The organism is Phormidesmis sp. 146-12 (assembly GCF_052939495.1).
The window spans coordinates 16,489-40,950 of sequence record NZ_JBJPHS010000054.1 but is presented as its reverse complement, the minus strand read 5'-3'; the positions used below and the strand labels follow the sequence as shown (position 1 = coordinate 40,950).

The following is a 24,462-nucleotide window of genomic DNA, read 5'->3' as shown; positions in this document are numbered from 1 at the left end:
CTTCGTTTAGATATTTTTTAGATTTTGCCATGAGCGTTAGCATCCGATTTTTACCTGATGATGTGACGATCGCCGCCGAGCCAGGTGAACCTTTGCTCAAAGTGGCCGAACGGGCTGGCATTTCAATTCCGACGGGGTGCTTGATGGGGTCTTGTCACGCCTGTGAAGTCGAGATCGATGACGAAGAAACCGTTTGTAGCTGTATCTCATCAGTGCCTCCCGGACGACCGAGCCTCACCATCAATTTATTCTCAGATCCGACCTGGTAATGTGAGTTAGACGATGGATGTTTGGGGTGCGATCGCCTGAGTGTTATTTAAGTCGTCCTTGAGGCAGCAGTGACATCATTTTTTGGCGACCACGCAGCGTTTCGAGACGGGCAAAATCAAAAACCTGACCCCGTTTGACAAATCCACAAAACCCATCTTTTTGAGCGTTAGGCAGTTTGCCACGCTGATAATGATAGAGCCACATTTTGTGTTTAATCGCTGTTGGCAAAGTAACCAAATCTTCGTAATGGGCGTGAACAGTACTCTTGAAGGGAGACGTTTCGCAATCGTGAAAGATGATGTCAGCTTGATCAAGATAATCACCAATCACATCAGGACAAAACTGAGAATCTGTAGTCAGAAAAACTTTAGTGCGATCGACCTCAAAAAACAAACCATAGCTAGGAACGATCGTCTTTTTGCCTCGAATATGAATTGTTGGCACCAGATCAAAGCGCGTTTTCTCCCAAAAGAAATAGCTGCTCGACTGCACTTTCTGCACATCAAAATAAGTGTCTAAGGTCGCCGTATCTCCTTGAATCGATCGCATTCCTCCTGATAATGTGTGTTCCCAGAGATCATCAGCCAGTTCTTCGCTGAGATAAAGTCTAGGCGTGGGACACCGCGCATCAAATTTGGTACTAAAGCCGACGTACTCTAATCCGCCAACATGATCGCCGTGCAAATGACTAATATAAATGTCTGTAATATCTTGATGAGAATAGGCTAAAGCATGAAGAGAAAATCGAATATCTGAACCACAATCGATTAAAAGTTTGTTGTTGCGCTCATCTACCAGGAGCATGTTTGACTGATAGTTGTCTGCTCCAATGGTGAAGGCAGACCCTGATCCGAGAAAGATTAGCTTCATTGCTTACAAGGTTTTTGGGACGGCTGGCGCTAGAGAGAGGTGAGCCTGGTTTGACCGGGGTTGGCAAAAAGGCTGGTAGATGAGACCCTTGATCAGACTACAACGGCACCCCCATAAAATTCCCTATCGTTCTTTTCAAATAACAGACTGAGATGAATGACTCACTTGTGACTGACTTTTGAGAAGACGATCTCTTTGAGCTAACCGCAAGGGGGCGCTGCCCATTCTAGGTCGCTCTGTTGCTATCATGCTTTCGATCGACCCTGAATAAATTTTATGAGTAATTTTTCTAGTGTAATTCACAGCCTGGGCGGATTAGTGATTTCTTGTCAGGCTCCAGCAGACTCGCCGATGCATGAACCGATCGTGATTGCAGCAATGGCGCAAGCTTCGGTTAATCAAGGAGCGGCTGGGGTGCGAATCGATACTCCGGCTCACGTTGCAGCAGTCAGGCAGCGTGTCTCCCGTCCGATTATTGGATTGTGGAAGCAGGTAATTCCAGGATTTGAAGTTTATATCACGCCTCAGTTTGACCATGCCCAAGCGATCGCTCAAGCGGGTGCCGATGTGATCGCGATCGATGCCACATTGCGCGATCGTCCAGATGGTGAAACCATTACAGAACTGATTCAACGCATTCACAGCGAATTAGAGAAACCCGTGATGGCGGATGTGGATAGTCTGGAGGCGGCGATCGCTGCCGTCAAAGCAGGTGCCGATATGGTGGGGACGACGCTCTATGGCTACACATCCCAGACGAAACATCTAACGCCTCCAGGGTTTGATTTATTGGAGCAGATGGTTAAAGAGTTAGACGTTCCGATTATCTGTGAGGGGGGGATTGCGTCGGCTGAGATGGCCAGGAAAGCGATCGAGCTAGGAGCATTTTCGGTGGTTGTCGGAACGGCGATTACAGGGATCGATTTGCAGGTGAAGGCGTATCGATCAAAGGTGTTTCATATCAGTGAACGGCTCAGTTAAACCGAAGAAGGGAGAATCTGGATACAGCGTTTTAGCTTGTGCAGATTTTGTTCTCATAGCTGCAAATTAATTCACCCAGTTTATTAAATCCATGAGCCTTAGCAGCCTTCCAGGTATTGGCTGTCGAGTAGATAAGTGCCTCTAGCAAACCGCACCGCCCAATAGTTACCAGGACGACGATCGACTACAATTCCTTCTTCACCTAAAGCAATCACATTTGGAGGACGCAGCATCGGCATCGGGTCGGCTGTTTTTACAAAAGACGGCAAGATCAGGACGCGAACTTTGTCACCGACGGTAAATTCTTTGGACATATAAACCTAAAGGAGGGATGAGGGATGAGGGATGAGGGATGAAAAAAATACTTCTATTGGTTTTGGGGTGTCAACATCTTTCACTTTGTTCTGGACGGACTGCTGTAATCTGATCGTGGCAAAATTAGCAGCGTTCTGCACGTTCTGTGACCTATCGATTTAGATGAGGGACGATCGCACTTCTCCAAAATTCTCTAGCGTTCGATCGTAAGTCCTGCCCATAGTATCAGACTTGAAACTTTCGTAGTCGGAAATACAAACCTCTCGCTTCATCAGCGCGTACTCTGGCAGCACCGATATCCAAATTTGCCCATGAAAACGCACTATTCTGTACTGGTTGTCGGCGGGGGTCAGGCGGGATTGTCAATGAGCTATTGCCTAAAGGAGCGAGGCGTTGATCATCTTGTCTTTGAGAAAAATCAGATTGGACATGAGTGGCGATCGCGCCGTTGGGATGCGTTTTGTCTCGTGACTCCCAATTGGCAATGCAAGCTTCCGGGCTATCCTTACGCAGGCGACGATCCCGATGGGTTTATGCAAAAGGATCAGATTGTTCAATATCTAGAAAGTTATGCGGCATTCTTTAATCCCCCTGTCAAAGAGGGAGTGATGGTCTCCAAAATTTGGCAAAGTGAGGCTCATTTTGAATTGACGACGACGATCGGAGACTTTACCGCAGATCAAGTGGTTATTGCAGCAGGCAGCTACCATATTCCTAAAGTGCCAAAAATTGCCGAACGGCTGCCTCAAGACATTGTACAAATTCATTCATCTACTTACAAAAATCCGGAGTCTTTACCTGACAAAGCCATTCTCATCGTGGGCACCGGACAGTCAGGCTGTCAAATTGCCGAAGACTTGCATTTAGCAGGTAAACAAGTGCATTTGTGTGTCGGAGGTGCGCCCCGATCGCCGCGTCGATATCGAGGAAAAGATGTGGTCGAATGGTTAGATGCGATGGGTTACTATGACTTGTCGATCGCCGACCATCCTCAAAAAGAAAAGGTGAGAACAAAAGCCAACCACTATGTCACCGGGCGCGATGGTGGACGTGAAATTGATCTTAGACAGTTTGCTTTAGAAGGAATGCAGCTACATGGACGGTTAAAAACAATTCATCAAGGACAACTAGAGTTTTGGTCTGACTTACAACACAATTTAGATCAAGCTGATGCAGTTGCAGAAAGCATTAAACAATCAATTGATGGCTTTATTGAAAAGCAGCAAATTCAGGCACCTATAGATCCTCCTTACACACCCGTTTGGCAGCCTCAAATAGAAGATTTAACCCTCAATTGCAAACAAGCTAATATTGGAGCGGTGGTCTGGTGTACAGGCTATCAAACAGACTTTAGCTGGATTGAAGTTCCGGTCTTTGATGGCAAGGGTTATCCGGGACATGAGCGAGGCGTAACTAGCATTCGAGGACTGTTTTTTTTGGGATTGCCGTGGCTGTATACCTGGGGTTCGGCTCGATTTTCGGGCATCGATCGAGACGCTAACTATCTCGCCGATCGCATTGTCACTAGACAGAGAGTTTCCGATCCGAGTACGTGGAGTGTCGTGAACGAATTTCTGATCGGTTCGTAGTCGTGATGACTGAATGGCAGCTCACCTATTGATTTAGACAGGTTATCTGAGAAGGATTGCGATCGTTCTGACGATTATTCTTTCCATTCCTGGTCATATCGTTAGACCTAATTTTTTCGTATTCCCAGATACAAAGTTTTGTTTGAATCAGCCATTAATCTTGCATCACAATCAGTTTGTTAGAGATGAGGGAATATGCCTGAAGTAACGACTCCTGCCCATCAAGCGGGTGATTTCTTTGTCGACTACGAGGAGAAAGTTTTTCCAGATGTCAAAGCAGAACCGGGCGAGAAGGCGTTAGTGACCTTTCACACAGTGGCATTTGAGGGGTCGATCGGATTTGTCAATCTGCTGCAAGCGACTCGTCTACTGCGTAAAGGGTTTGAAACGTCGATTTTGCTATACGGTCCGGGGGTGACTTTGGGCGTACAGCGTGGCTTTCCCAAGATTGGCGACGAAGCGTTTCCGGGACACCAAAACTTCAACAATCAACTCAGCAAGTTCATGTCTGAAGGTGGCAAAGTCTACGCCTGTCGCTTTGCTTTGCAAGCACTCTATGGTCACGGTGAACCTTCATTGATTGAGGGGATTCGTCCAATTAGTCCGCTTGATGTCTTGGATCTGGTGTTGTTGCATCGCAAAGATGGCGCGTTTATTTTGGACACCTGGACACTGTAAAAACCTCAAGCTTGGTCGAAAATCTCCACCGAAAATCTTCACTTGGTTTCAGATTCGGGTGCCCCCTAAATTTCTCACGAGTAGAGGACTTTGAATCTAGTTCCTGCTGACCACTTTGAACCAAAATTCTTGTCTTAAAGTCGCCCAATAAGGGGGGTTGGGGGGCAGAAGCGCTAGACGACACGAGAAACCCGATCGAGACGTTAATGAGGCGTGAATATGTTACCCATTGTCCGAGCGGCGGCGGTGCAGATCAGTCCTGTGTTGTTTAGTCGAGAAGGAACGATCGAGAAGGTATTGAATGCGATCGACGATGCCGCCAAACAGGGCGTACAGTTGATTGTTTTTCCCGAAACGGTTGTTCCTTACTATCCTTACTTTTCCTTCGTTCAGCCTCCGGTTTTGATGGGCAAAGAACACATGCGGCTTTATCAAGAAGCGGTAGAAGTTCCGAGTGTGACAACGGAGGCGGTAAGTCGGGCGGCGCGATCGCATCAGATGGTTGTCGTTTTGGGTGTAACTGAACGAGATAACGGATCGCTCTACAACACACAATTGATTTTTGATGCGGATGGTTCTTTGTTGCTCAAACGCCGCAAAATTACGCCCACCTATCACGAGCGGATGGTCTGGGGGCAGGGAGACGGATCAGGGCTAAAAGTGGTGCAAAGTGCGATCGGTAAACTCGGTGCCCTGGCCTGCTGGGAACATTACAATCCGCTGGCTCGATTTGCGCTGATGGCTCAACATGAGCAAATTCATTGCGCTCAGTTTCCAGGGTCAATGGTGGGGCAGATTTTTGCAGACCAGATTGAGGTGACGATTCGCCATCATGCATTAGAAGCGGGGTGTTTTGTAATCAACTCGACAGGCTGGCTGTCTCCAGAGCAAATCGCCCAAGTTACCCCAGATGAAAAGCTGCAAAAAGTGCTGAGTGGGGGCTGCAATACAGCAATCATTAGCCCTGAAGGTGTGCATCTTTGTCCGCCGATCGTCGAGGGAGAAGGCATGGCGATCGCTGACCTCGATTTTTCTCTCATCACAAAACGCAAACGCATGATGGATTCCGTGGGTCACTATGCGCGTCCTGACCTACTTCAACTACAAGTCAACACAGAATTAAGAACGTCGGTTGAAATAGATTCTAGAACAGATTTTCGCGTAAATTCTGATTTCAATCTAACCGGATTAGAAATGCTAGAAGAACGTCTGAACTCTGATCATTCCATCATTCTTGATCAATAAAGTGAATGGATAAACAACAGCTAATTACCAATCTTCAATCACAGGGATTAAACCTGATCGAGCATGGAATGGGAGCGTCTGGACGCAAAGGCGGCGCAGGGCCCTCGGATCACAAAGCGATCGCGATCGACAATACAACCGTGATGGTTCCCGTCTTCACCAGTGCGGCGGCTCAATCACCCTACAGCGCACGATTTGATGCGTCCACCAAGCAAACCATATTGGAATTGGATGGAGCCGCGATCGCAGCGATTAATTTTCCTTCTCAGCCCAAGTTTTATAGCTTGACAACCGCAGATGGCATTCCCTACTGGAAGATCGCGTTGCTGCACAGCCGAGACGTATTGGCAACCACCGTTTTGCAAACCTGTATACGCTATGGCGATGTCACCACTTCCTGTCAGTTTTGCGCCATTGGTCAATCGTTGTCAGCCGATCGCACGATCGCTCGCAAATCTCCCGCTCAACTCGCAGAAGTCGCAGAAGCCGCCGTTCGACTCGATGGCATTCAACACATGGTGATGACCACAGGAACGCCCAACACGAGCGATCGAGGAGCCGCCTACCTAACTGAATGTGCCAGAGCGATCAAAAATCGGGTTCATTTACCCATGCAGGCTCAGTGTGAACCTCCGGATGATTTTGTCTGGTTTGAGCGACTGAGGGACGCAGGCGTAGACAGTTTGGGAATGCATTTGGAGGCAGTCGGTGCAGAGGTACGATCGCGGATTATGCCTGGTAAAGCAACGGTGCCGATTGATTACTACTTTGAGGCGTTTGAGGCGGCCGTTCGCGTTTTTGGTTGGGGACAGGTCAGCACTTATTTGTTAGCAGGTTTGGGGGACGATTTGCCGACGCTTTTACAGGCTTGCGATCGACTGATTGCGATCGGTGTTTATCCCTTTGTGGTGCCGTTTGTGCCTATTAGCGGAACGCCTCTCGCGACTCATGCGCCTCCTAGCAGTGAGTTTATGTACAGTCTCTATCAGCAAGTTGGTGGAATGCTCGATCGGGCTGGAATGTCCTCAAAATCAATTAAAGCAGGCTGTGGGAAATGTGGGGCCTGTTCTGCCTTATCGGTTTTTGAATCTTAATTCCAGCAGTTTTTCTAGCAATGTCTTATTTATTCAAACTCGCAATCACACCGTCTGAAGTTTCTGCTTATTTTGCCTTGCGTCATGCAATCTTCGTAGCAGAGCAATCCTTATTCTCTGAAAGTGACGTGGATGAGATTGATACGATCGCTCACCCTATCATTGCGCTATCTCAAAGCTCTACATCGTCCATTCTCGGTATCGTTCGTATTTATGAGCCAGAACCTCGACTCTGGTATGGCGGTCGGTTAGGCGTTCATCCAGATCATCGGCGCGTGGGTCGGATTGGTAAAGGCTTGATCCACAAAGCGGTGACAACGGCCAACACCTGGGGCTGTGAGAAATTTTTGGCAACGGTACAGCTACAAAACGTGCGATTTTTTCAACGACTGCACTGGAATTCTCTAGAAGAAATCACCGTCTGCGGACTGCCGCATCACTTGATGGAAGCTGATTTGAGCTACTACCCGCCCACTTCTGATCTGCGTCCCGCCCTGTCTCAGGAAGCGTCGTAATGTTAATCGATCTGGTCAAACGGTTACAGAAGTCGATCGGCATTCTACACAAGCAGGACATTCAAGCCGTTTCTTGCCAACTCGCTCACGCCCAATCCTCCTCAAAAGTGCTGTTGGGAGATGACTGCGCCGCCATCTTGGATGGGACAAGCTACCTACTGCTGGCGGCTGAGGGAATCTTACCGTCCCTCGTCGAAACCGAACCCTGGTTTGCAGGCTGGAGTGCTGTGATGGTGAATGTGAGCGACATTTACGCAATGGGAGGACGACCGATCGCCATTGTTGATGCAATTTGGAGCCAGTCTACTGCGCTGAGTGTGCCTTTAATTGAGGGAATGAAGGCCGCGTCTCAGGCGTACAGTGTGCCGATCGTCGGCGGACATACCAATGCTCACAGTTCTTATGATGCGTTGTCTGTGGCGATTATGGGGCGAGCGAATCGGTTGATCACGAGTTTTGGGGCGCGATCGGGCGATCGGTTGTTAATGGCGACTAATTTTCGGGGTCAGTCTCATGCTCGATATCCCTTTTGGAATGCGGCAACTAAAGCTGATCCAATGCAGTTGCGGCGAGAGTATGAAATTTTGCCGTTTTTGGCAGAGTCAGATCTGTGTGATGCCGGAAAAGATATTAGCATGGGCGGCATTGTTGGCACGCTGTTAATGCTGCTAGAAACGTCGGGCTGTGGGGCGGTGCTCGATTTGGATGCGATTCCCCATCCGGCTGAGTTGTCGCTAGAAGATTGGCTGGTTTGTTTTCCGAGCTATGGGTTTTTGTTGAGTGTTCGACCAGAGAACGTGGAGGCAGTGCAGGCGCAGTTTCGTCAGCAAGATTTGGTCTGTGAAGTGATCGGAGAAATCGAGCCGACTCATCATTTAGTGTTGCGATCGAGTAATCAATCCGTTCTGTTTTGGGACTTAGCTAAAGAAAGCCTGACTGGATTCTCTACAAGACAATAAAAGTGAACAGGAATGAGAGGTTATCATGACTCAGAAATTGCGAATTGCGTTACTCACCTATTCGACAAAGCCACGAGGTAGCGTCATTCATACGTTGGAGCTGGCAGAAGCGCTGCATTCACAGGGACATTACGTTTGTGTGTATGCATTGGATAAGGATGGGTTGGGATTCGATCGCTCCCTCGCCTGTGAGGTTAAATTAGTTCCTGCTCAACCTGCTCCTGACAACATTGATGATTTGATTCATCAGCGCATTCAAGAATTTGTAAATTATCTATTCGCTTCAGATCAAGTTTACGATTTTTACCATGCTCAAGATTGTATTAGTGCGAATGCGTTATCAATTTTAAGATCGCTCGGAAAGATCCCTCATTTTATTCGTACTGTTCATCATATTGAGGATTACGAAAGTGCCTATCTACAGCGTTGTCAAGATCGATCGATTCGCGATGCTGATCTGTGTTTTTGTGTCAGTCATCGCTGGCAAATTGCACTTGAGCAAACTTACCAAATTAAGGCGCTTAGAGTAATGAATGGAGTTGATCAAAATCGTTTCTCTCCCATTCCCAATCGTACTGATTTTGCATTAAGACAGCGATTAAACTTACGAGGCAATCCTATTTATCTAACCGTTGGCGGCATCGAACCTCGCAAAAACTCGATCGCTCTTCTCAACGCATTCATCGAAGTCTTGGCTTCTCATCCCAACGCTCAATTAATTGTGGCAGGGGGAGCCACGCTATTTGATTATCAAGACTATCGCGACGAGTTCTTTGAGCTGGCAGAATTGGCAAATGTGGCTGACGCACTGATTTTCCCCGGCGTAATTTCAGACGTAGAATTACCGGCCCTGTATCGACTGGCTGACGCTTTTGTGTTTCCGTCGGTCAAAGAAGGTTGGGGATTGGTAGTCATGGAAGCGATCGCCTCTGGCATTCCGATCATCACGGCCAATCAGCCTCCATTTACCGAATTTCTCTCGTGCGATCAGGCAATCTTAATCGATCCCCATTCCTCTACAGCGATCGCGCAAGCCATGAAAACAGTGATCCACCCCGAAATCTCAAAGTCATTAGTACAACAAAGTCGAACGGTCTGCGATCGCTACACCTGGGAAGCTTCTGCAAAACAACATGTTGCCCACTACAATCAGTCACTACAGCTTTGTTCTCCTCAACCGACGGTTTGCTAACCATGCCAGAAATCCGCTTTCAAATCGAACTGCCCGACGGCTCCCAAGAAATCTGCTATTCGCCCTCACTGATTGTCAAAGAATACTTCACCCCCGGCAGCGAATATGACTTAGAAGATTTCATCACGCGATCGCGCACTGCTTTGAGAATTGCTAGCGATCGTGTCGAAGCAAAATACGGCCGACCCTGTGGTTTAGCCCTGGGACAACTCCAAGAAATCGAAGCAATGGCAGCCCAATTTCAGCACTTACCCCAACCCAAAGTTAAACTAATCGGCTTTGTTGAATAGCAGGTTTGACAACAAGAGCGGAACAGCGAAGCCAAAAAACTTACTCGAATTCACATTAAATTCAAAACCGAGCCTCACGCAATCTGTAACGTTGCTTCTGAAATAACAACGCGATCGCGCCCCTGTCTCTTGGCTTGATATAGCGCTCTGTCTGCCACCTCGATCAAAGTTGTCGGCATGGTTTGAGCGGTAGGAATCATTGTCGCAACGCCTAAGCTAACGGTCACATAAGGACAAACCTGAGACGCTTGATGCAAAATCTTCAGCGCTTTGATTTGAGAGCAAATGTGGTTAGCAAGATCGGTGACTCCGCTGATCGGCGTGTTAGCCAGCACGATCGCAAACTCTTCTCCTCCATAGCGAGCCATCAGATCGGTAGAGCGCTTTCCTGCCGATCGCAAAACCTGAGCCACTTGCCGCAAACAGCGATCGCCCGCTTGATGCCCATAGGTGTCGTTAAACGCCTTAAAGTAATCGACATCCAACAAAATCAGAGAGAGCGGAAACGGTTCTCGGGCCGATCGCTTCCATTCCTGCTTGAGATGAAGATCAAAGCATCGACGGTTCGCTAATTGGGTCAGATCGTCACGCCAGACAAGATCCTGTAATACTCGATTGGTGGCTTCTAGCTGTTGATGCAGACGGGTTTGCTGAGTTAAGCATCGTAACCGCTGCCGCAAGACTGCCCAATGAATTGGCTTTGTCACATAATCGCTGGCTCCTACCTCAAAAGCGCGATCGACTGAGATCTGATCGTCTAATCCAGTGATCATCAAAATTGGCGCACGATGGTCTAAAGCGTGAAGTTTGGCACAGCAGGTAAAGCCATCCATCTCACTCATCAGCGCGTCTAGCAAGACTAGATCAGGTTTGAGTTGGCGATAGAGATGAAGACCTTGTTGCCCACTGTCTGCTTCTACAACTTGATAATTTTCCTGCTCAAGCAACTTTCGTAACTGAAGTCGTGTAAAAAGATCGTCATCAATCACCAAAACTAGAAGGGGGTCGCCGTTAGAAAAAGACATAGCGGGCACTCAAAAATAATAAGTCAACCAGATAAAAAAACTCGCCTCAGTTAGAGTTAAGCGTATCAAAAAAGCACAGTAAAACTACGCTAATTTGACGTAACAATTCATGCTGTAAAGAGAAAAACATCTGCCTGAAGTTGTAAATTACAGTCTTACACAATATATTTCCCTTTAAAGATTTGATAAAGTTAATTTATGAAAATTCTTCTGGTAGAAGACGATCGACTCCTGTGCGATCGCCTCAAAGCTTCCCTAATTGAGCAGCACTATAGCGTGGATGTGGCTGCTGATGGTGAGCAGGGTTGGGCGTTTGTCGAATCGCTTGACTATGATTTGATTGTCCTGGATGTGCAGTTGCCTAACCTGGATGGCCTTAGTTTTTGTCGTCGGCTCAGAGCGAAGGGCAATCAGGTTTTAGTATTATTGTTGACTGCAAAAGGGACAAGTACTGACAAAATTTTGGGATTGGATGCCGGAGCAGATGATTATGTCGTCAAGCCCGTCGTTTTGCAGGAGTTAGAAGCGCGAATTCGAGCCTTGTTGAGACGAAGCACTACGATCGCGTCTCCGCTGTTGGAGTGGGGACAGTTGTGTTTGAATCCAATCAATTGTGAAGTCACCTATGCTGGGGCACCGCTCACTCTTTCGCGTAAAGAATATGCACTTTTAGAGTTATTCTTACGCAATCAGCAGCGCGTTTTTAGTCACAGCGCGATTCTCAATCAGCTTTGGTCGATCGCTGATGACATGCCCGGAGAAGAAACCGTCAGAGCACATATCAAACGACTCCGACAAAAGCTAAAAGCAGCAGGCGCAGCGGACTTGATTGAAACAGCTTATGGGCTGGGCTATCGGCTCAATGCGGCATTTGCGAAAGTATCGGGCGATGCCAAAGATTCGCAAGCAGACAATCAACCCGTCGATCACGTTGCAGAGTCTCTAATCGAAACGGATCAGTGGCAGAGCGATCGACTTCAACTCATAGACCGCATGATTGTATTAGAACAAGCTGCCCAAAATTTATTACAACACTCACTAGAATCAGAGCTACAACAAACAGCAGAACAGGAATGTCATCGCTTGATTGGCGCTCTGGGAATGCTGGGCTTATCACAAGAAGCCGCGATCGCTCAACAACTTGAACAACAGTTTCGGCAAAAGTCTTTGAGCCAAATCCAGGCTTATACCGTCTGGGAAAAAGTATTTGCGTTACGTCAAGCAATCGAGCGCGCTCATTCTCCAATCTCTACAAAAACGAAGGGAGCGAAAAAATCAGAACCGCTGCGATCGCTCTTGGTGAGTGATGATCAGGCGTTTCTAAATCGACTTGTTACTGAGATTCCGGCGCACCATTTGCAGACGATCGTATCTGATCATTCCTCTACAAAAGATGCCATTCGGCGGGTCTGTCCAGATCTGGTGCTATTGGATTTATCAAACGAGCAAGCGGCATTAGATTTACTCAAAGATCTGTCGCAAATGCCTCCTTTACCTGTGCTGGTGTTTGTGGGTGACGCGGCGGTGGATCGAGGCACGATCGCTCGCTATGGGGGACAGGGATTTTTGTCAAAACAGATTTCACCTAATTTGTTGCTGGAAGCGATCGATCAAGGCGTGGCGCGATCGTCCGAAGCCAAAATTTTGATTGTGGATGACGACCCCCTTTTCTTGCGCTTGCTGCGGGCCCTTTTAGAACCGTGGGGCTTGCAGGTGACGACGCTGAATGATTCGCTTAAATTTTGGGACAAGTTACAGACCATGCAACCTGATCTTCTAATATTAGATGTGCAAATGCCCGGTATGAACGGAATTGAGTTGTGTCAGCAGTTGCGAAATGATCCGCTTTGGGATTGGTTGCCGATTCTATTTCTCACGGGACAAAAAGATCCAACAACCATTCAACAGGTGTTTGCAGTCGGGGCAGACGACTATATTGGTAAGCCTGTCGTTGCGCCAGAGTTAATGACGCGCATTCTCAATCGACTCGAACGAACTCGCCTACTCCGCAAACAAACCGACCTTGATGCGCTCACTGGGCTGTCTAATCGCTGGCGATCGACTCAGGAAATCCATCACTTACTCAATCGATGCGATCGGTTTCAGCAGCCCTTCTGTTTTGGGATATTAGAACTCAATGATTTGAAGTTGATTCATCAACAGTATGGACATGCACTGGGCGATCGACTTCTTTCTCAAATTGCTCGTTTATTACAACAAACGTTTCGTCATCAAGAAGTTGTCTCTCGCTGGGATGGCGCAGAATTCATTATTGGCATCTATGGCATTACTCACAGCGACGGGGTGAAATGGTTAAAGGATATGGTGCGATCGCTTCAACAACTAGAAAATGCAAGTCTCGATAGCAATTTATTTAATATTACTTACAGCATTGGTGTCGCTGAATATCCCCAAGATGGAACAACGCTAGAGGCTCTCTACAAAACAGCGAGTCTAAACTTATCGAAAGAATAACTGTCAATTCAACACGCCGATTTTGTTTGATTCACCATTTTTGAACAGAGGTTGAAGGTCGAGCGTTCTCATATCAAATCAACGGTTACTTGCTACAGATTCTCGCCCCCTACATCCCCCCATTCTGAGGGACTTTGACTCAGCCTGCTTGGTTGATCTGTTACAGCTTATTTTCAATTTGGTATTAGATTCACAAAAATCTCTCTCAAGTTAGGGCTAAAAGACTATCCCTATTGAGCAATTTGCTTTAGGATTTGGGAGAAGAAATTTTTATTCCCCGTGTAACAAAATGACTTCTTCCCCAGAACCGCCCCCCTCTCGTAGAAGACTCGAACCCGACGAATTGATTGCCATTCTGGTTGCCTTTGGTAGCATTGGGGCGATTTTTTTCTGGGCGATCGGTCAACCTGATTCAGGCTTTGATCTATCTTCTCTCCTCAGCAGTCCTGCTCCTGTTGCGAGTCCGGTTCCCAGTGTGGCAGCGTCTCCCGTAGAGCGCGAGGGAATTCAGCCGTCTGTGGTTGCGCCTGCGAGTCCGATGCCTGGTGTGCCCACGGTTGATCCTCCCAATCAAAACTTTACGATCGCGCCTGTCCCGATTCCTCAGACTGGTTCTGCTGTGACTCCTGCATCTCCGGTGCCTGCGTCTCCTCCACCGCCTCGCGTTACGGGGTTTTCGGATGTGCCAGCGACTTATTGGGCGAATCCTTATATTGCAGAACTGACTCAGCGTGGCATTTTGCAAGGCTTTCCTGATGGCACGTTTCAGCCTGACAAGCCAGTGACACGGGCAGAATTTGCAGGAATTGTCAGTAAGGCGTTTGAGAGGGCCAAATCGGAGCAGCCTTTAGCCTTTCAAGATTTGCCTGCGGACTATTGGGCGAAGGGCGCGATCGACGAGTCGATTCAAACAGGCTTTATGAATGGCTATCCGGGGGGCATTTTTCGTCCTGATCAGCCGATTCCGCTCTCACAGCTACAGGTGGCGCTGGTGACGGGGCTAAATCTCAAACCCAAGTCTGACCCGGTGCAGGTTCTCAGTAGGTATCAAGATGCTCAAGAGGTGCCAAAGTGGGCAGTCAGCAAAGTGGCGGCGGCGGTTGAGTCGGGTCTGGTGGTGGACTACCCGGATGGAAATAAATTGACTCCCGATCGGGGGGCGACCCGTGCGGATGCGGCTGCTTTGATCTATCAAGCGCTGGTCACTGAAGGTAAGGTGAAAAAGATTCAGCGATAACAAGTCTGAATTAACGTCAGTCCGACAATGTTTTTTCGCTGCGATGTTTTGCGCTTCTGCCCCCCAAGCTGCCAGTTCTGGGGGAATTTTAGACATTGAATTTTCGATCTCAAGGTGAAGTAAAGGGACGTGAATTCGATGAGAGTTTTTCGCTTCGTTGTTCACAGCCTCTGCCCCCCAACCCCCCAATTTTGGGGGACTTTAAGAGAAGAATGCTGCTTCAAAGTCCACTACTCGTGGGGGATTTAGGGGGCTGCCCGGATTAATCAACCGTAGCGAAAGATTGCATCGAACTGACGTTAAAGGGAGCCGTGACCAAGTGGACATAACTCCCTAATCTCCTACAGTTGAATTGTCTTTTTGTTGTGCAATTCCTCCAAATGTATGAGTGAACCAGCCCCCATGACAATATCGAACTTCATTAAAGACCGTTGAATTTGATAGCCCGCTAACACGCGAATCACTTGATATTCAGTCGTCAAATCGCTCGTGCCATCCCATTTGAGATACGCCAGTTGATTTGAGGCAACTTCACTCAATTGTTCAACAAACTCTTCAATACAATTCCTGACATCCGAGAGAATGCCAGAGGGTACAAAAATCAAACGGTCTTGCAAATCCAACGTAACGGTGACTTGGTAACGTCTCACTAATGAGCATTGCAACTCAAAGCTAAACGAAACCGAGTCAGGAAGGTGTCTCCTAACGGCCATGTTGTTTTGTCCTCTCTGTTTAGTGCAAAGAGGATGGGAACGCTGACGGCTCAAACGTTCCCCAGTTGTGTGAAGTATATGCAGGATCTTGATTCCAACCTTTCAAGATCCCATCGCAAAGCAGACGTAGTACAATCATGAACGCCTCCGAAGTTAGTTCGTGTAACTTAGGTGGAAGTCCTCGGAGGTCTGATCGGCTAAATCAGATTTCCGGGGCGTGATCTCCACCTGCGGAATATCTTACACAGATTTTTGATTTTTTGGAATACCGAATTTTTGAGGAGAGTATTAACGGGTTGTCGATCGCACTCTGCCCAACCATTAAGCTGTTGTGCTTCGGGAGGACATCATGCGCGAGTCAGTCATTTATCAGGGCATTCTAGAGGAAGGTCGTCAAGAGGAAGAACGATCGCTGGTCTTCTTATTACTAGAACAACGAGTCGGACAACTCTCTCAAGTAGAGCGCGATCGTGTTTCTGCTCTCAGTCTCAGAGCAAGAAATCCTGTCCGAAAGCCCCTCAGATTTGGGGAGTTGGGGGGCAGAAGCGTTAAAGACCGAAGCGAAAAAACTCTATCGAATTCACGTTGCTTTACGGCTATCTTTGACGTACAAAATGTTGTCGCTCTTTTGTCCAAGCTTGATAGGGCTGTTAAAGGTGGTTTTCAACTGTCGTTAAACCGATGTTCCAGGCTATATTCATTGTTCGGCGTTGCTGATTGGAGGGATGAATCTGTGAGAAGTGTCCATCTTTTCGCCCCCTAAATCCCCCATTCTGGGGGACTTTGAACCTTGGGTTTCCCTCCCCTTTGGGGCAATTCATCCCCTGATTCAGCAACGCCCATTGTTCGATAGGTAGGCCAAAATTCTGTAAGATTTCAAGTTCTCAGCGAGCAGCCAGCGGACAGATTTGTATTCCTACTGGCGTTTCCATCACAACAGCTTCTACACCAAATACTTGCAATAAATTCTCAGGCGTTAGTGTTGTTTCTGGAGACCCGATCGCCCAAATCTGTCCTTGATCTAACATTGCCAAGCGATCGCTATACCGTGCCGCTAAGTTGATCTCGTGCAACACAGTGATAATCGACAGCTTGCGTTCTTGGTTGAGATGCTTTAACAGGTCGAGTAATTCTAGTTGATAGCGAATATCTAAATAAGTGGTTGGTTCGTCAAGCAGCAATACTTTAGGGTCTTGAGCAAGTGCCGTTGCTAAAAATGCACGTTGACGTTCACCTCCAGAGAGATCTTGAACAGCACGATCGCGAAACTTTTCCATCTGAGTTTGCAGCAGGGCGATCTCTACTTTCTGTTGATCTTCTCGACTTAATTCCCACTGCAACCAGGATTGATGCGGTGTTCTGCCCAGGCTCACAAGCTGATGTACGGTCAACCCATCCGGAATCGTTTGCTGTTGTGGTAGGAGTGCTAACTTTTGAGCTACTAGCTTTGCAGGTTGATGATGAATCGATTTACCATCAAGCAAGACGACTCCATCTTGCAGGCGTAAAATTCGGCTGATTAATTTCAGTAAGGTTGACTTCCCAGAGCCATTGGCACCAATTAGACTTAACCATTCTCCACCCCGAAGTGCTAATTCAATGTTTTCAACAATTCGCTGATCGTGGTAGCCGCCAGAGAGCGATCGCGTTTCTAAGACAAAAGGATCAAAGTTGATTAGCATTACCGTGCGACTCCAGCAGAACGGCGATACAGTAACCAGATAAACAACGGTGATCCCAGCAGTGCAGTCACCGCCCCCACAGGCAATTCTACAGTTCCCAGTCGAGCTAACAAATCGGCAAACGTGAGTACCCAGGCACCTGCGATCGCGGATAGTGGCAAGACCCAACGATAGTCGGTTCCTACGAGTAGCCGAACCCCATGCGGCACAACTAATCCGACAAACCCGATTAATCCGGTCATACTGACTGCACTCGCCGTTAATAAGGTGGCAATGGCTCCGATCGACAAGCGCGATCGACTAACCGAAATGCCTAATCCCACCGCTAGCTCGTCACCCAAGTTCAGCACATTGATCAATCGTCCAAAAGAGCATCCGATCAGGAGTGCGATCGCAATGTAAGGTGCAACCGAATTCACTTCTGTCCAACCGCGACCATTCAAACTGCCGATTAACCAGTTCAACGCTGCTTGCACCCGTCCGTCTTCTGCCATTAACAACAAAGTTGCCTGGACTGCTCCAAACAGCGAACTAAACGCGACTCCGCCGAGAATTAATCGCTCAGTTGAGATGCCTGAACCTGTGTAGCCTAGAAGGTAAACTAAAGCGGCGGTAATAATGGCACCAACCCAAGCGGCTAATGGAATCCAGGCTTGCAAAACGCCTAATGTGATGAATGCGATCGCAACCAGTCCCGCCCCTGCTGAGATGCCCAACACAAACGGATCAGCAAGTCCATTTCGCAACATTCCTTGTAGCAATGCCCCAGACACTCCCAGGGCAGCACCAACAATCAGAGCTGCTAGAATTCGAGGTAGCCGCAAGTCCCAAATAATAGTTTGATAGGTTGGATTACCTTGATGTAACAGTGCTTGCCAAACCTCAGTTGGGCTGAGTTGAACGGCTCCCTGTGCGAGAGCAACCACAAGTGTAAACAACAATCCGATGATTAGAAGCGCAACTCCTTGCACCTTCCGAAGGTCGAAGGCATTAGACAACGATGAAACCGGAAACAAGCTCAAAATATAAACGCTCCTGGTTGCTGCATGGATTGAGCTATTTGGGCTGACCTGCGAAACTGGAAGCGATCGGGGTCGTAGAGGAACTTGAAGAAGGTGCAGCAGATGCTTTTGGAGACGGGCTTGGAGTAGGAATCGGATCAGTCACCTCTGGGGTTACGATCGAAGTCGAGAGCGGGACTGGTATTTGGGCAACTTCTGGTACTTGAGCAACAATGGGATCAGACTCGACGAACACTACAACTTTGTCACTGGCAACTGTTCCCGGATTGGGATCGAACAGTGAAAACTGAGTTGCCCCATCTCCACTGCCTCTAGCATCTTGATCCACTTCGGTAAGAGGCTCTGGCGGAGTATCTTCTTCAGCAATAACTTTTATCTCGTCTGACACCTCTACTATCGGAAGTAGCATACCCAAACGCATAAATCGCTTTAGCAAGACGACTTCTTTTTCTCGCTGTTCAGCCCCAATCCCGGACACCTTCATAATCTCATCTTTTATTGACAATTATTTTCAATATGACTTGCTTCCGATAACAGTAGTTCACTGAAAAGTTCCTGTCAAGATCTGGCAGTCTCAAAAATATTGATGGGTTTGGATGTCCTCTGAAAGACACTACAGCAGGCTTCAAGCCTATGCATGGAATGACTAAGTGCAAAATTTAATTCGTTGGCGTTACTGAATCAGGGGATGAATTGTCCCAAAGCAGAGGGAACCCCAAGGTTCAAAGTCCCCCAATTTTGGAGGATTTAGGGGGCGAAAAGACGGACACTTCCCACAGATCGATCCCTCCAATCAGCAACGCCAATTCGTTATTAATCAATTCACATGGGCTGTAGAAGACAGTTTCCCCATAGTTGCCCAGGGCTAAAGCAAGCACAAAGACACTCTCCCCACCGCAAGTTTCAGGACTCACTTACAAAATGAGAGCCGACAAACTACCAAAACTCCCTAAAAGTGGTATCTTTTCAAAATAATAATGGGCGTTGCTAAATCAGGGGGTGTGCCCCAAAGCGGCGGGAAATCCAAGGTTCAAAGTCCCCAAATTTTGGGGGATTTAGGGGGCGAAAAGATGGACACTTCCCACAGATTCATCCCTCCAATCAGCAACGCCTAATAATGGTGGGTTAGCTCGCTTTATTTTGTGAATCAACCGCATCCTGTTTCCACTGATGTCCCAACCGATTGGCACGGCCGCCTCTGCCTGGAATTTGTCAACCGCCAGGGCACCACTCAGCTAATCCGCAATCTCGGACAAGCCCCCTTTAAAGTACAGCGCCCCTTTTATCCAGAGGGCGACGAAGTTTGTCACAGCGTAATTCTCCATACCGCAGGCGGACTTGTGGGCGGCGATCGCCTTTCCTGTGATCTCCGACTCCATCCCACCTCCAGAGCGCTAATCACCACAGCCGCCGCCGCCAAAATCTATCGCACCACTGGCAAACCCGCCCAACAATCGACGCACCTTCGACTAGATGCCGATGCCTGTCTAGAATGGCTTCCTCAAGAAACGATCGTCTTCAATCAGTCTATTTATCGTCAACATCTGCGCGTCGATTTAGCACCAGGCGCTTGCTGGTTAGGCTGGGATCTGACCCGATTTGGACGCAGCGCCAGAGGCGAGAAGTTCGTTGAAGGAGAATGGCGATCGCACACCGAAGTCTGGCAAGAAGATCGGCCGCTGTGGATCGATCGTCAGAGGCTTGTGGGTAGCGAAGAATCCTTCACCAGTCCCCACGGTTTGAACAATTGCCCCGTGATTGGCAGTTTGGCGCTAGTGGGGCGATCGGTCGAGCCAGAATTCATCGAAAAGGCACGATCGCTGTGGACAGGCAATCCCGAATTTGCAGGGGTAACTCGTCTCATGTCGGGCTTGCTGTGTCGCTATCGCGGTCACTCTACAATGGAGGCAAGACAGTGGTTTGTAGAAGTTTGGCGATCGCTCAGAGGACTCTACTGCGATCGTCCGGTTTGCATTCCCAGAGTTTGGCAACTTTAGCGGAGGTTAAAATGAAGCGCAAACTTCCGATCGAGATTCCTCAAGATAAAATTGCTGATTTTTGTAGGCGGCACCATATTCTAAAGTTATCTTTGTTTGGTTCTGTTTTACGGGATGACTTTCATGTTAGTAGTGACATTGATGTTTTGGTCGAGTTTGAATCGAACCATGTTCCTGGACTGATTCGATTAGCAGGAATGGAGATCGAGCTAACAGAAATGCTGGGTCGTAAAGTAGATTTGCGAACGCCTGAAGACTTGAGTCATTATTTTCGGCAAAAAGTTCTTGATCTAGCTTTAGTTCAGTATGTTCATTGATGATTCAGTTCGCTTATTGCATATGAGAACAGCGGCTAAAGAAGCGATCGCGTTTGCCCAAAGCCACACTAGAAATGATCTCGAAACCAATCGAATGCTGACGTTATCGCTTGTAAAATGTGTTGAAATTATTGGAGAAGCCGCTTCTCGCATCACTAGAGAACGCCAAAATGAAACCCCTCAAATCCCCTGGACACAAGTAATCGGAATGAGGAATCGTCTCACCCATGCCTATTTTGATATCAACTTAGATGTTGTATGGAGCACCGTGATCGAGGATCTTCCCAATCTTTTAATCGAGCTAGAAGCCATTATCGATAGTGACCAACCGGAATAAATATGCAATTAACCCCACAAGAGAAAGATAAGCTTTTGATTTTTACGGCTGCGCTATTAGCAGAAAGACGCAAAGATCGAGGCTTAAAGTTAAATTATCCAGAGGCGATCGCTTTCATTTCTGCTGCAATTTTAGAGGGCGCAAGAGACGGTCGCACAGTTTCAGAATTGATGAGCTATGGGACAACGCTGCTCACGAAAGAAGATGTGATGGATGGCATCTCAGAAATGATTCATGAAGTGCAGGTCGAAGCCACGTTTCCAGACGGTACAAAGTTAGTGACCGTTCATCATCCCATTCAATAGATTTAATTAGGAGCAGCGTATGATTCCCGGTGAAATGCTGATTGATGACGGAGAAATCGAACTCAACGCAGGCAAAGAAACCCTTCAATTAAAGGTAGCAAATCAAGGCGATCGACCCATTCAAGTTGGCTCACATTTTCACTTTTATGAGGTCAATTCTGCTCTAGATTTCGACCGAGAACAAGCGAGAGGAATGCGGCTAGACATCCCCGCAGGAACGGCAGTCCGATTTGAGCCAGGAGACGATCGCACCATTAATTTAGTGCCCTTCGCTGGGACTCGTGAAGTCTACGGATTCAACGCCAAAATCGAGGGATCACTGGACGGAAAAGCCAAAAAAGAAAAAGGAAAAAAGAAGAAATAGCCAAGAGGATTAGCGATTTATCAAGGAATGGAGTCTGACAATTTGTGTAACCATAAAACTCCATTCCGTGCGATCGCTTGCTGACTATTTTCTAACCGCTTCTAGAATGCGAGAAAAGTAAAAGCGCGTACTGGTCATCGCATTTCGCTGAATTTGGAAGCCGCAGCTTTCTAGTACTTTGACAATTTCTGCTTCTCGATGTTGATAAGCGCGAGTTGTCTTACTTGGCCCCGGAAAAAACTCACCGATTCGCTTCAAAATCGTCAACAAAAACGTCTTAGGCGCAAAACTAAGAATCAGTCGATCGTCTGCCAAACTTGCTAAATGTTCAATCATGACGATCGCTTTGTCAGCAGGATAGTGAATCAACACATCCAGACAAATTACTGTGTGATACTTTCCGCTTAGTTCCTCCAGATCTTGCACCAAAAACGTCGGATTGCTAGATAAACCCAAAGCTGTGGCGCATTCCGTCGCTTCTCCGACCATCTTTTCGGAAATATCGCTCGAAAAAACCTTTGCCCCAGTTTGCGCGATCGGCAGGCTCAGACTCCCGACTCCACAGCCCGCATCACAAATCGTCAGTTCTGGTAGATTGCCATCCTCTTTTAGCCAGCCCAACACCGTATCCACCGTTTGCTGATGCCCTTTGCGGATGTCTAGCTGGACTTTGTTGACTTCACCATCGCTATAAATGCGCCGCCAGCGATCGAACCCCGTCTGGTTGAAATACTCTCGCACAACGGTTTTGTCATCCACTACGTTCATAAAAACTCCTCGATAGGTGGGAAACTCAGTGTCTTTAGACCTGAGAGGGAAGCCAACGAGCGGTTTTAACCACCGTGTTCTTCCTAGATTTTGGGTGTCGCGACCGCCTTGGGGCAATTGATTCGGGGTGCTTTTGTATTGCACTTTCAACGGGACAATTACCGTTTCAAATCGTTCGTCCTGTACGCATCGCGACGTTGTTTGCTACCGCAGTAGCCTCCTTGCGGAGTGATGTTCGCTTCGCCAATGTTTTAAGAGCTTGTTCGGCTAATCGCACGTCCTTAACCCAAATAAAGATGTTTAACGATTAACGACAGAGCAGGGGACTAGCGTCGCATCCCAGGGTGTCGTGACTCAAAAAACGTAGACCGCGAAGGTCTGAGGCTGGTCAACTGAAACTGAGGTTTCTAAGCTGGAGAGCTTCAGTCACTTCAGTGCTGAGTCGTTGACGTTCCTACTTTGTGTCAGTCCCAACAGGTTAATGGTATTACTCGATCGTCCCCCAACCAAACGAGAATCTGTCACAAGTTTTATTTTTTGCTTAAATCTTTATTTGGGTGACCTGGACGCATAACTTGCAAAATAAAATCGCTTCACGCATCAGGCGCAAAACGATCTAGCAAATATTTGATTTAGGATTGACCTATCTGATTTAGCTACGAATGAAGTTTCGCTTTCATGAAATTTTCATGTAGCTCACACTACTCCTGACGTTTCTCAGTTATCCTACGGATAGGCAAAATCCCTATGACCACTGCTTAGACATCTCGCCCATGTCTATTTAGAAAGCTGGTGGACAGTGAGGTTACTTTTGCTTTGACAAGTCAATCTGAGTATCTTGGGGGCACCTGAAAAAAGTGCCCCTTTTTTGTTCACAGGGGATTGCCACTCGCCCTGATGCTGTCCTTAACGTGCAGTCTAAGGCAAGCCCAAAACCGAAAATGGTTTGAGTCAGCCAGAAATCAATCTGTCACACAAAAATCATACAAATAGCTGAGTGCGGTGGCTCCGTATACTTCTATAATCTCCACCATTTCAATTCGTCTGTGATCAGGTCTAGGTGCCAGCGCAACAGATGTGCAGGTTGGTTAAGATACCCATTGTTTTGCTGAATCGCTCGTCTGGGGGCCAGAGTTGCCAGGGCGATCGCTTGCTCAACTGGACAAATTCTCCACTTCACCAGGTTTTGTACGCCGACTAAAAGCGGTAGGGTGGTGCCGGAGAGTGTGCCATCCAGGAGTCGAGCGGTGCCGTTTTTCACGTCAATTTGGCGAGTGTCCCAGGGATAGCGTCCGTCAGGTAAGCCGAGCGGGGAGAGCGCATCGCTGACCAAAAAAATGCCGCAACTGGCTCTGAGCAACAATTTCATCATGATTGGCGAAACGTGCTGACCATCGGCAATTAGACCACACTGCACCTGGGGATGGACAATCGCTGCTCCCAAAAGCCCTGGTTCTCTATGATGCAAGTTGGGCATGGCATTAAAGGCGTGAGTCACCATTGATGCACCCTGAATAAATGCCTGTTGTGCTTGAGCAGCGGTGGCTTGAGAATGGCCCAAACTGACGATGATTCCTAGAGAACGGAGGTAGGCGATCGCGTCTCCAGCGGGGTCGAGTTCGGGGGCGAGGGTGACAATCTTGACGATGGAGGCATAATCTCCCAACACTCGCTTAATCTGCTCAACGGTCAGAGGCAGGAGAAATTCGGCTGGATGTGCGCCTCGCTTTTGGGGGTTGAGGAAGGGGCCTTCTAGATGGATGCCGGGGATTAGGCGTGAGGGGTGAGGCGTGAGGCGTGAGGCGTGATGGGCAACTGTGGACAGCGATCGCTGAATGTTTTCAACTGATGTGGTGACGATCGTGGGTAAAAATTGATCGATGCCCTGCTCCCAGAGAAATTGGGCGATCGTGTCTAGCTGGTGTGCATTCTCAGAATTGAGGTCTGGAAAGGCTAGTCCCAAGGCACCGTTGATCTGCAAATCGACTCCGCCCAGTGACAACCAATCGCCTTCGACATCGAGAACCTGAGCGATCGCAGAGACTTCTCGATTTTGAAGAGGCGCAATCTTGCGAATCACGCCTTGAATAATTGAGATTACCTGCAATCCTTCGTATCCGGGGAGCCGAGCATTGATAATATCCAGGTTAGGGTGGGACGCGATCGCCAGATTCATTTCTCAGCCTCTCAAAACCTCATTTAGTTTACCGGACTCCGATCAC

Annotated in this window: 27 protein-coding genes; 18 read left to right on the top strand and 9 right to left on the bottom strand. The window is 47.9% G+C overall.

Going from position 1 to position 24,462, the window contains the following annotated elements:
• Positions 1-29: 29 nt before the first annotated feature.
• Complete coding sequence (locus ACKFKF_RS21100) at positions 30-269, top strand: 2Fe-2S iron-sulfur cluster-binding protein (protein WP_446869549.1); 240 nt, start codon at positions 30-32, stop codon at positions 267-269.
• Between the two features lie 43 nt (positions 270-312).
• On the opposite strand, the gene ACKFKF_RS21095 is transcribed toward ACKFKF_RS21100, so the two are convergent.
• Positions 313-1,140, bottom strand: coding sequence for an MBL fold metallo-hydrolase (locus tag ACKFKF_RS21095; RefSeq protein WP_446869548.1), 828 nt, complete (start codon positions 1,138-1,140; stop codon positions 313-315).
• 276 nt (positions 1,141-1,416) lie between these two features.
• Between ACKFKF_RS21095 and ACKFKF_RS21090 the strand changes: the two genes are divergently transcribed.
• Positions 1,417-2,121 (top strand): N-acetylmannosamine-6-phosphate 2-epimerase, encoded by a 705-nt coding sequence (locus ACKFKF_RS21090; protein ID WP_446869547.1) that lies wholly within the window; start codon positions 1,417-1,419, stop codon positions 2,119-2,121.
• 98 nt (positions 2,122-2,219) lie between these two features.
• Here ACKFKF_RS21090 and sipA read toward each other — a convergent pair whose 3' ends face one another.
• Positions 2,220-2,435 carry a regulatory protein SipA gene (gene sipA / locus ACKFKF_RS21085; protein WP_446869546.1) on the bottom strand — a complete coding sequence of 72 codons (216 nt, stop codon included), beginning with the start codon at positions 2,433-2,435 and terminating at the stop codon, positions 2,220-2,222.
• A 312-nt stretch (positions 2,436-2,747) separates the two neighbouring features.
• Here sipA and ACKFKF_RS21080 point away from each other — a divergent pair, with 312 nt between their 5' ends.
• From ACKFKF_RS21080 to ACKFKF_RS21045, 8 genes are all read left to right on the top strand, one after another.
• Positions 2,748-4,025 carry an MSMEG_0569 family flavin-dependent oxidoreductase gene (locus ACKFKF_RS21080; protein ID WP_446869545.1) on the top strand — a complete coding sequence of 426 codons (1,278 nt, stop codon included), beginning with the start codon at positions 2,748-2,750 and terminating at the stop codon, positions 4,023-4,025.
• A gap of 195 nt (positions 4,026-4,220) precedes the next feature.
• Positions 4,221-4,703: an MSMEG_0572/Sll0783 family nitrogen starvation response protein gene (locus ACKFKF_RS21075; RefSeq protein ID WP_446869544.1), complete on the top strand. Its 483-nt coding sequence runs from the start codon at positions 4,221-4,223 to the stop codon at positions 4,701-4,703.
• Between the two features lie 219 nt (positions 4,704-4,922).
• Positions 4,923-5,948 (top strand): Nit6803 family nitrilase, encoded by a 1,026-nt coding sequence (locus ACKFKF_RS21070; RefSeq protein WP_446869543.1) that lies wholly within the window; start codon positions 4,923-4,925, stop codon positions 5,946-5,948.
• Between the two features lie 5 nt (positions 5,949-5,953).
• Complete coding sequence (locus ACKFKF_RS21065; RefSeq protein ID WP_446869542.1) at positions 5,954-7,042, top strand: MSMEG_0568 family radical SAM protein; 1,089 nt, start codon at positions 5,954-5,956, stop codon at positions 7,040-7,042.
• Between the two features lie 20 nt (positions 7,043-7,062).
• Positions 7,063-7,557 carry an MSMEG_0567/Sll0786 family nitrogen starvation N-acetyltransferase gene (locus ACKFKF_RS21060; protein WP_446862356.1) on the top strand — a complete coding sequence of 165 codons (495 nt, stop codon included), beginning with the start codon at positions 7,063-7,065 and terminating at the stop codon, positions 7,555-7,557.
• A complete protein-coding gene (locus ACKFKF_RS21055; protein WP_446869541.1) occupies positions 7,557-8,516 on the top strand; it encodes a sll0787 family AIR synthase-like protein in 960 nt (319 codons plus the stop codon). The genes ACKFKF_RS21060 and ACKFKF_RS21055 overlap by 1 nt, the downstream gene beginning before the upstream one ends.
• 25 nt (positions 8,517-8,541) lie before the next feature.
• Positions 8,542-9,708 carry an MSMEG_0565 family glycosyltransferase gene (locus tag ACKFKF_RS21050; RefSeq protein ID WP_446869540.1) on the top strand — a complete coding sequence of 389 codons (1,167 nt, stop codon included), beginning with the start codon at positions 8,542-8,544 and terminating at the stop codon, positions 9,706-9,708.
• A 2-nt stretch (positions 9,709-9,710) separates the two neighbouring features.
• Positions 9,711-9,998 carry an MSMEG_0570 family nitrogen starvation response protein gene (locus ACKFKF_RS21045; RefSeq protein WP_446869539.1) on the top strand — a complete coding sequence of 96 codons (288 nt, stop codon included), beginning with the start codon at positions 9,711-9,713 and terminating at the stop codon, positions 9,996-9,998.
• A 74-nt stretch (positions 9,999-10,072) separates the two neighbouring features.
• On the opposite strand, the gene ACKFKF_RS21040 is transcribed toward ACKFKF_RS21045, so the two are convergent.
• Positions 10,073-11,023 (bottom strand): diguanylate cyclase domain-containing protein, encoded by a 951-nt coding sequence (locus ACKFKF_RS21040; protein ID WP_446869538.1) that lies wholly within the window; start codon positions 11,021-11,023, stop codon positions 10,073-10,075.
• A gap of 198 nt (positions 11,024-11,221) precedes the next feature.
• Between ACKFKF_RS21040 and ACKFKF_RS21035 the strand changes: the two genes are divergently transcribed.
• Entirely contained in the window at positions 11,222-13,498 is a 2,277-nt protein-coding gene (locus ACKFKF_RS21035; RefSeq protein WP_446869537.1) for a response regulator, read from the top strand.
• Positions 13,499-13,787: 289 nt separating this feature from the next.
• Positions 13,788-14,735, top strand: a complete 948-nt coding sequence (locus tag ACKFKF_RS21030) for an S-layer homology domain-containing protein (protein ID WP_446862362.1) — start codon at positions 13,788-13,790, stop codon at positions 14,733-14,735.
• A 341-nt stretch (positions 14,736-15,076) separates the two neighbouring features.
• Here the strand turns inward: ACKFKF_RS21030 and ACKFKF_RS21025 are convergent, their stop codons facing one another.
• Positions 15,077-15,448 (bottom strand): hypothetical protein, encoded by a 372-nt coding sequence (locus ACKFKF_RS21025; protein WP_446869536.1) that lies wholly within the window; start codon positions 15,446-15,448, stop codon positions 15,077-15,079.
• 349 nt (positions 15,449-15,797) lie between these two features.
• Here ACKFKF_RS21025 and ACKFKF_RS21020 point away from each other — a divergent pair, with 349 nt between their 5' ends.
• The gene (locus ACKFKF_RS21020; RefSeq protein ID WP_446869535.1) at positions 15,798-16,211 is read left to right on the top strand and encodes a DUF4351 domain-containing protein; all 414 of its coding nucleotides are present in this window, start codon (positions 15,798-15,800) and stop codon (positions 16,209-16,211) included.
• A gap of 121 nt (positions 16,212-16,332) precedes the next feature.
• Here the strand turns inward: ACKFKF_RS21020 and ACKFKF_RS21015 are convergent, their stop codons facing one another.
• The 3 genes from ACKFKF_RS21015 to ACKFKF_RS21005 are packed head-to-tail and all read right to left on the bottom strand — an operon-like array spanning position 16,333 to position 18,636.
• The gene (locus tag ACKFKF_RS21015; protein ID WP_446869534.1) at positions 16,333-17,130 is read right to left on the bottom strand and encodes an ABC transporter ATP-binding protein; all 798 of its coding nucleotides are present in this window, start codon (positions 17,128-17,130) and stop codon (positions 16,333-16,335) included.
• Positions 17,130-18,152 (bottom strand): FecCD family ABC transporter permease, encoded by a 1,023-nt coding sequence (locus ACKFKF_RS21010; RefSeq protein WP_446869533.1) that lies wholly within the window; start codon positions 18,150-18,152, stop codon positions 17,130-17,132. Before ACKFKF_RS21010 ends, ACKFKF_RS21015 begins: the two co-directional genes overlap by 1 nt.
• A gap of 34 nt (positions 18,153-18,186) precedes the next feature.
• The gene (locus tag ACKFKF_RS21005; RefSeq protein ID WP_446869532.1) at positions 18,187-18,636 is read right to left on the bottom strand and encodes a hypothetical protein; all 450 of its coding nucleotides are present in this window, start codon (positions 18,634-18,636) and stop codon (positions 18,187-18,189) included.
• A 658-nt stretch (positions 18,637-19,294) separates the two neighbouring features.
• Between ACKFKF_RS21005 and ACKFKF_RS21000 the strand changes: the two genes are divergently transcribed.
• Genes ACKFKF_RS21000 through ACKFKF_RS20980 form a run of 5 tightly spaced genes read left to right on the top strand, consistent with a single transcriptional unit; the run spans position 19,295 to position 21,472 of the window.
• The gene (locus tag ACKFKF_RS21000; protein WP_446869531.1) at positions 19,295-20,149 is read left to right on the top strand and encodes an urease accessory protein UreD; all 855 of its coding nucleotides are present in this window, start codon (positions 19,295-19,297) and stop codon (positions 20,147-20,149) included.
• A gap of 11 nt (positions 20,150-20,160) precedes the next feature.
• Positions 20,161-20,466, top strand: coding sequence for a nucleotidyltransferase family protein (locus tag ACKFKF_RS20995; RefSeq protein ID WP_446869530.1), 306 nt, complete (start codon positions 20,161-20,163; stop codon positions 20,464-20,466).
• Positions 20,456-20,803 (top strand): HepT-like ribonuclease domain-containing protein, encoded by a 348-nt coding sequence (locus tag ACKFKF_RS20990; protein ID WP_446869529.1) that lies wholly within the window; start codon positions 20,456-20,458, stop codon positions 20,801-20,803. The genes ACKFKF_RS20995 and ACKFKF_RS20990 overlap by 11 nt, the downstream gene beginning before the upstream one ends.
• Before the next feature lie 2 nt (positions 20,804-20,805).
• Complete coding sequence (gene ureA / locus ACKFKF_RS20985; RefSeq protein ID WP_446862571.1) at positions 20,806-21,108, top strand: urease subunit gamma; 303 nt, start codon at positions 20,806-20,808, stop codon at positions 21,106-21,108.
• Positions 21,109-21,127: 19 nt separating this feature from the next.
• Positions 21,128-21,472: an urease subunit beta gene (locus ACKFKF_RS20980; protein WP_446869528.1), complete on the top strand. Its 345-nt coding sequence runs from the start codon at positions 21,128-21,130 to the stop codon at positions 21,470-21,472.
• Positions 21,473-21,556: 84 nt separating this feature from the next.
• Here the strand turns inward: ACKFKF_RS20980 and bchM are convergent, their stop codons facing one another.
• Complete coding sequence (bchM, locus tag ACKFKF_RS20975) at positions 21,557-22,240, bottom strand: magnesium protoporphyrin IX methyltransferase (RefSeq protein ID WP_446869527.1); 684 nt, start codon at positions 22,238-22,240, stop codon at positions 21,557-21,559.
• A 1,018-nt stretch (positions 22,241-23,258) separates the two neighbouring features.
• Positions 23,259-24,416 (bottom strand): N-acetylglucosamine-6-phosphate deacetylase, encoded by a 1,158-nt coding sequence (gene nagA / locus ACKFKF_RS20970; RefSeq protein WP_446869526.1) that lies wholly within the window; start codon positions 24,414-24,416, stop codon positions 23,259-23,261.
• Positions 24,417-24,462: the final 46 nt, after the last annotated feature.

What these genes read in the sequence shown, in the direction of transcription:
- ACKFKF_RS21100 (WP_446869549.1), top strand. Translation starts at nt 30, where the DNA reads ATGAGCGTTAGCATCCGATTTTTACCTGATGATGTGACGATCGCCGCC.
- ACKFKF_RS21095 (WP_446869548.1), bottom strand. Translation starts at nt 1,140, where the DNA reads ATGAAGCTAATCTTTCTCGGATCAGGGTCTGCCTTCACCATTGGAGCA.
- ACKFKF_RS21090 (WP_446869547.1), top strand. Translation starts at nt 1,417, where the DNA reads ATGAGTAATTTTTCTAGTGTAATTCACAGCCTGGGCGGATTAGTGATT.
- sipA (WP_446869546.1), bottom strand. Translation starts at nt 2,435, where the DNA reads ATGTCCAAAGAATTTACCGTCGGTGACAAAGTTCGCGTCCTGATCTTG.
- ACKFKF_RS21080 (WP_446869545.1), top strand. Translation starts at nt 2,748, where the DNA reads ATGAAAACGCACTATTCTGTACTGGTTGTCGGCGGGGGTCAGGCGGGA.
- ACKFKF_RS21075 (WP_446869544.1), top strand. Translation starts at nt 4,221, where the DNA reads ATGCCTGAAGTAACGACTCCTGCCCATCAAGCGGGTGATTTCTTTGTC.
- ACKFKF_RS21070 (WP_446869543.1), top strand. Translation starts at nt 4,923, where the DNA reads ATGTTACCCATTGTCCGAGCGGCGGCGGTGCAGATCAGTCCTGTGTTG.
- ACKFKF_RS21065 (WP_446869542.1), top strand. Translation starts at nt 5,954, where the DNA reads ATGGATAAACAACAGCTAATTACCAATCTTCAATCACAGGGATTAAAC.
- ACKFKF_RS21060 (WP_446862356.1), top strand. Translation starts at nt 7,063, where the DNA reads ATGTCTTATTTATTCAAACTCGCAATCACACCGTCTGAAGTTTCTGCT.
- ACKFKF_RS21055 (WP_446869541.1), top strand. Translation starts at nt 7,557, where the DNA reads ATGTTAATCGATCTGGTCAAACGGTTACAGAAGTCGATCGGCATTCTA.
- ACKFKF_RS21050 (WP_446869540.1), top strand. Translation starts at nt 8,542, where the DNA reads ATGACTCAGAAATTGCGAATTGCGTTACTCACCTATTCGACAAAGCCA.
- ACKFKF_RS21045 (WP_446869539.1), top strand. Translation starts at nt 9,711, where the DNA reads ATGCCAGAAATCCGCTTTCAAATCGAACTGCCCGACGGCTCCCAAGAA.
- ACKFKF_RS21040 (WP_446869538.1), bottom strand. Translation starts at nt 11,023, where the DNA reads ATGTCTTTTTCTAACGGCGACCCCCTTCTAGTTTTGGTGATTGATGAC.
- ACKFKF_RS21035 (WP_446869537.1), top strand. Translation starts at nt 11,222, where the DNA reads ATGAAAATTCTTCTGGTAGAAGACGATCGACTCCTGTGCGATCGCCTC.
- ACKFKF_RS21030 (WP_446862362.1), top strand. Translation starts at nt 13,788, where the DNA reads ATGACTTCTTCCCCAGAACCGCCCCCCTCTCGTAGAAGACTCGAACCC.
- ACKFKF_RS21025 (WP_446869536.1), bottom strand. Translation starts at nt 15,448, where the DNA reads ATGGCCGTTAGGAGACACCTTCCTGACTCGGTTTCGTTTAGCTTTGAG.
- ACKFKF_RS21020 (WP_446869535.1), top strand. Translation starts at nt 15,798, where the DNA reads ATGCGCGAGTCAGTCATTTATCAGGGCATTCTAGAGGAAGGTCGTCAA.
- ACKFKF_RS21015 (WP_446869534.1), bottom strand. Translation starts at nt 17,130, where the DNA reads ATGCTAATCAACTTTGATCCTTTTGTCTTAGAAACGCGATCGCTCTCT.
- ACKFKF_RS21005 (WP_446869532.1), bottom strand. Translation starts at nt 18,636, where the DNA reads ATGAAGGTGTCCGGGATTGGGGCTGAACAGCGAGAAAAAGAAGTCGTC.
- ACKFKF_RS20995 (WP_446869530.1), top strand. Translation starts at nt 20,161, where the DNA reads ATGAAGCGCAAACTTCCGATCGAGATTCCTCAAGATAAAATTGCTGAT.
- ACKFKF_RS20990 (WP_446869529.1), top strand. Translation starts at nt 20,456, where the DNA reads ATGTTCATTGATGATTCAGTTCGCTTATTGCATATGAGAACAGCGGCT.
- ureA (WP_446862571.1), top strand. Translation starts at nt 20,806, where the DNA reads ATGCAATTAACCCCACAAGAGAAAGATAAGCTTTTGATTTTTACGGCT.
- ACKFKF_RS20980 (WP_446869528.1), top strand. Translation starts at nt 21,128, where the DNA reads ATGATTCCCGGTGAAATGCTGATTGATGACGGAGAAATCGAACTCAAC.
- bchM (WP_446869527.1), bottom strand. Translation starts at nt 22,240, where the DNA reads ATGAACGTAGTGGATGACAAAACCGTTGTGCGAGAGTATTTCAACCAG.
- nagA (WP_446869526.1), bottom strand. Translation starts at nt 24,416, where the DNA reads ATGAATCTGGCGATCGCGTCCCACCCTAACCTGGATATTATCAATGCT.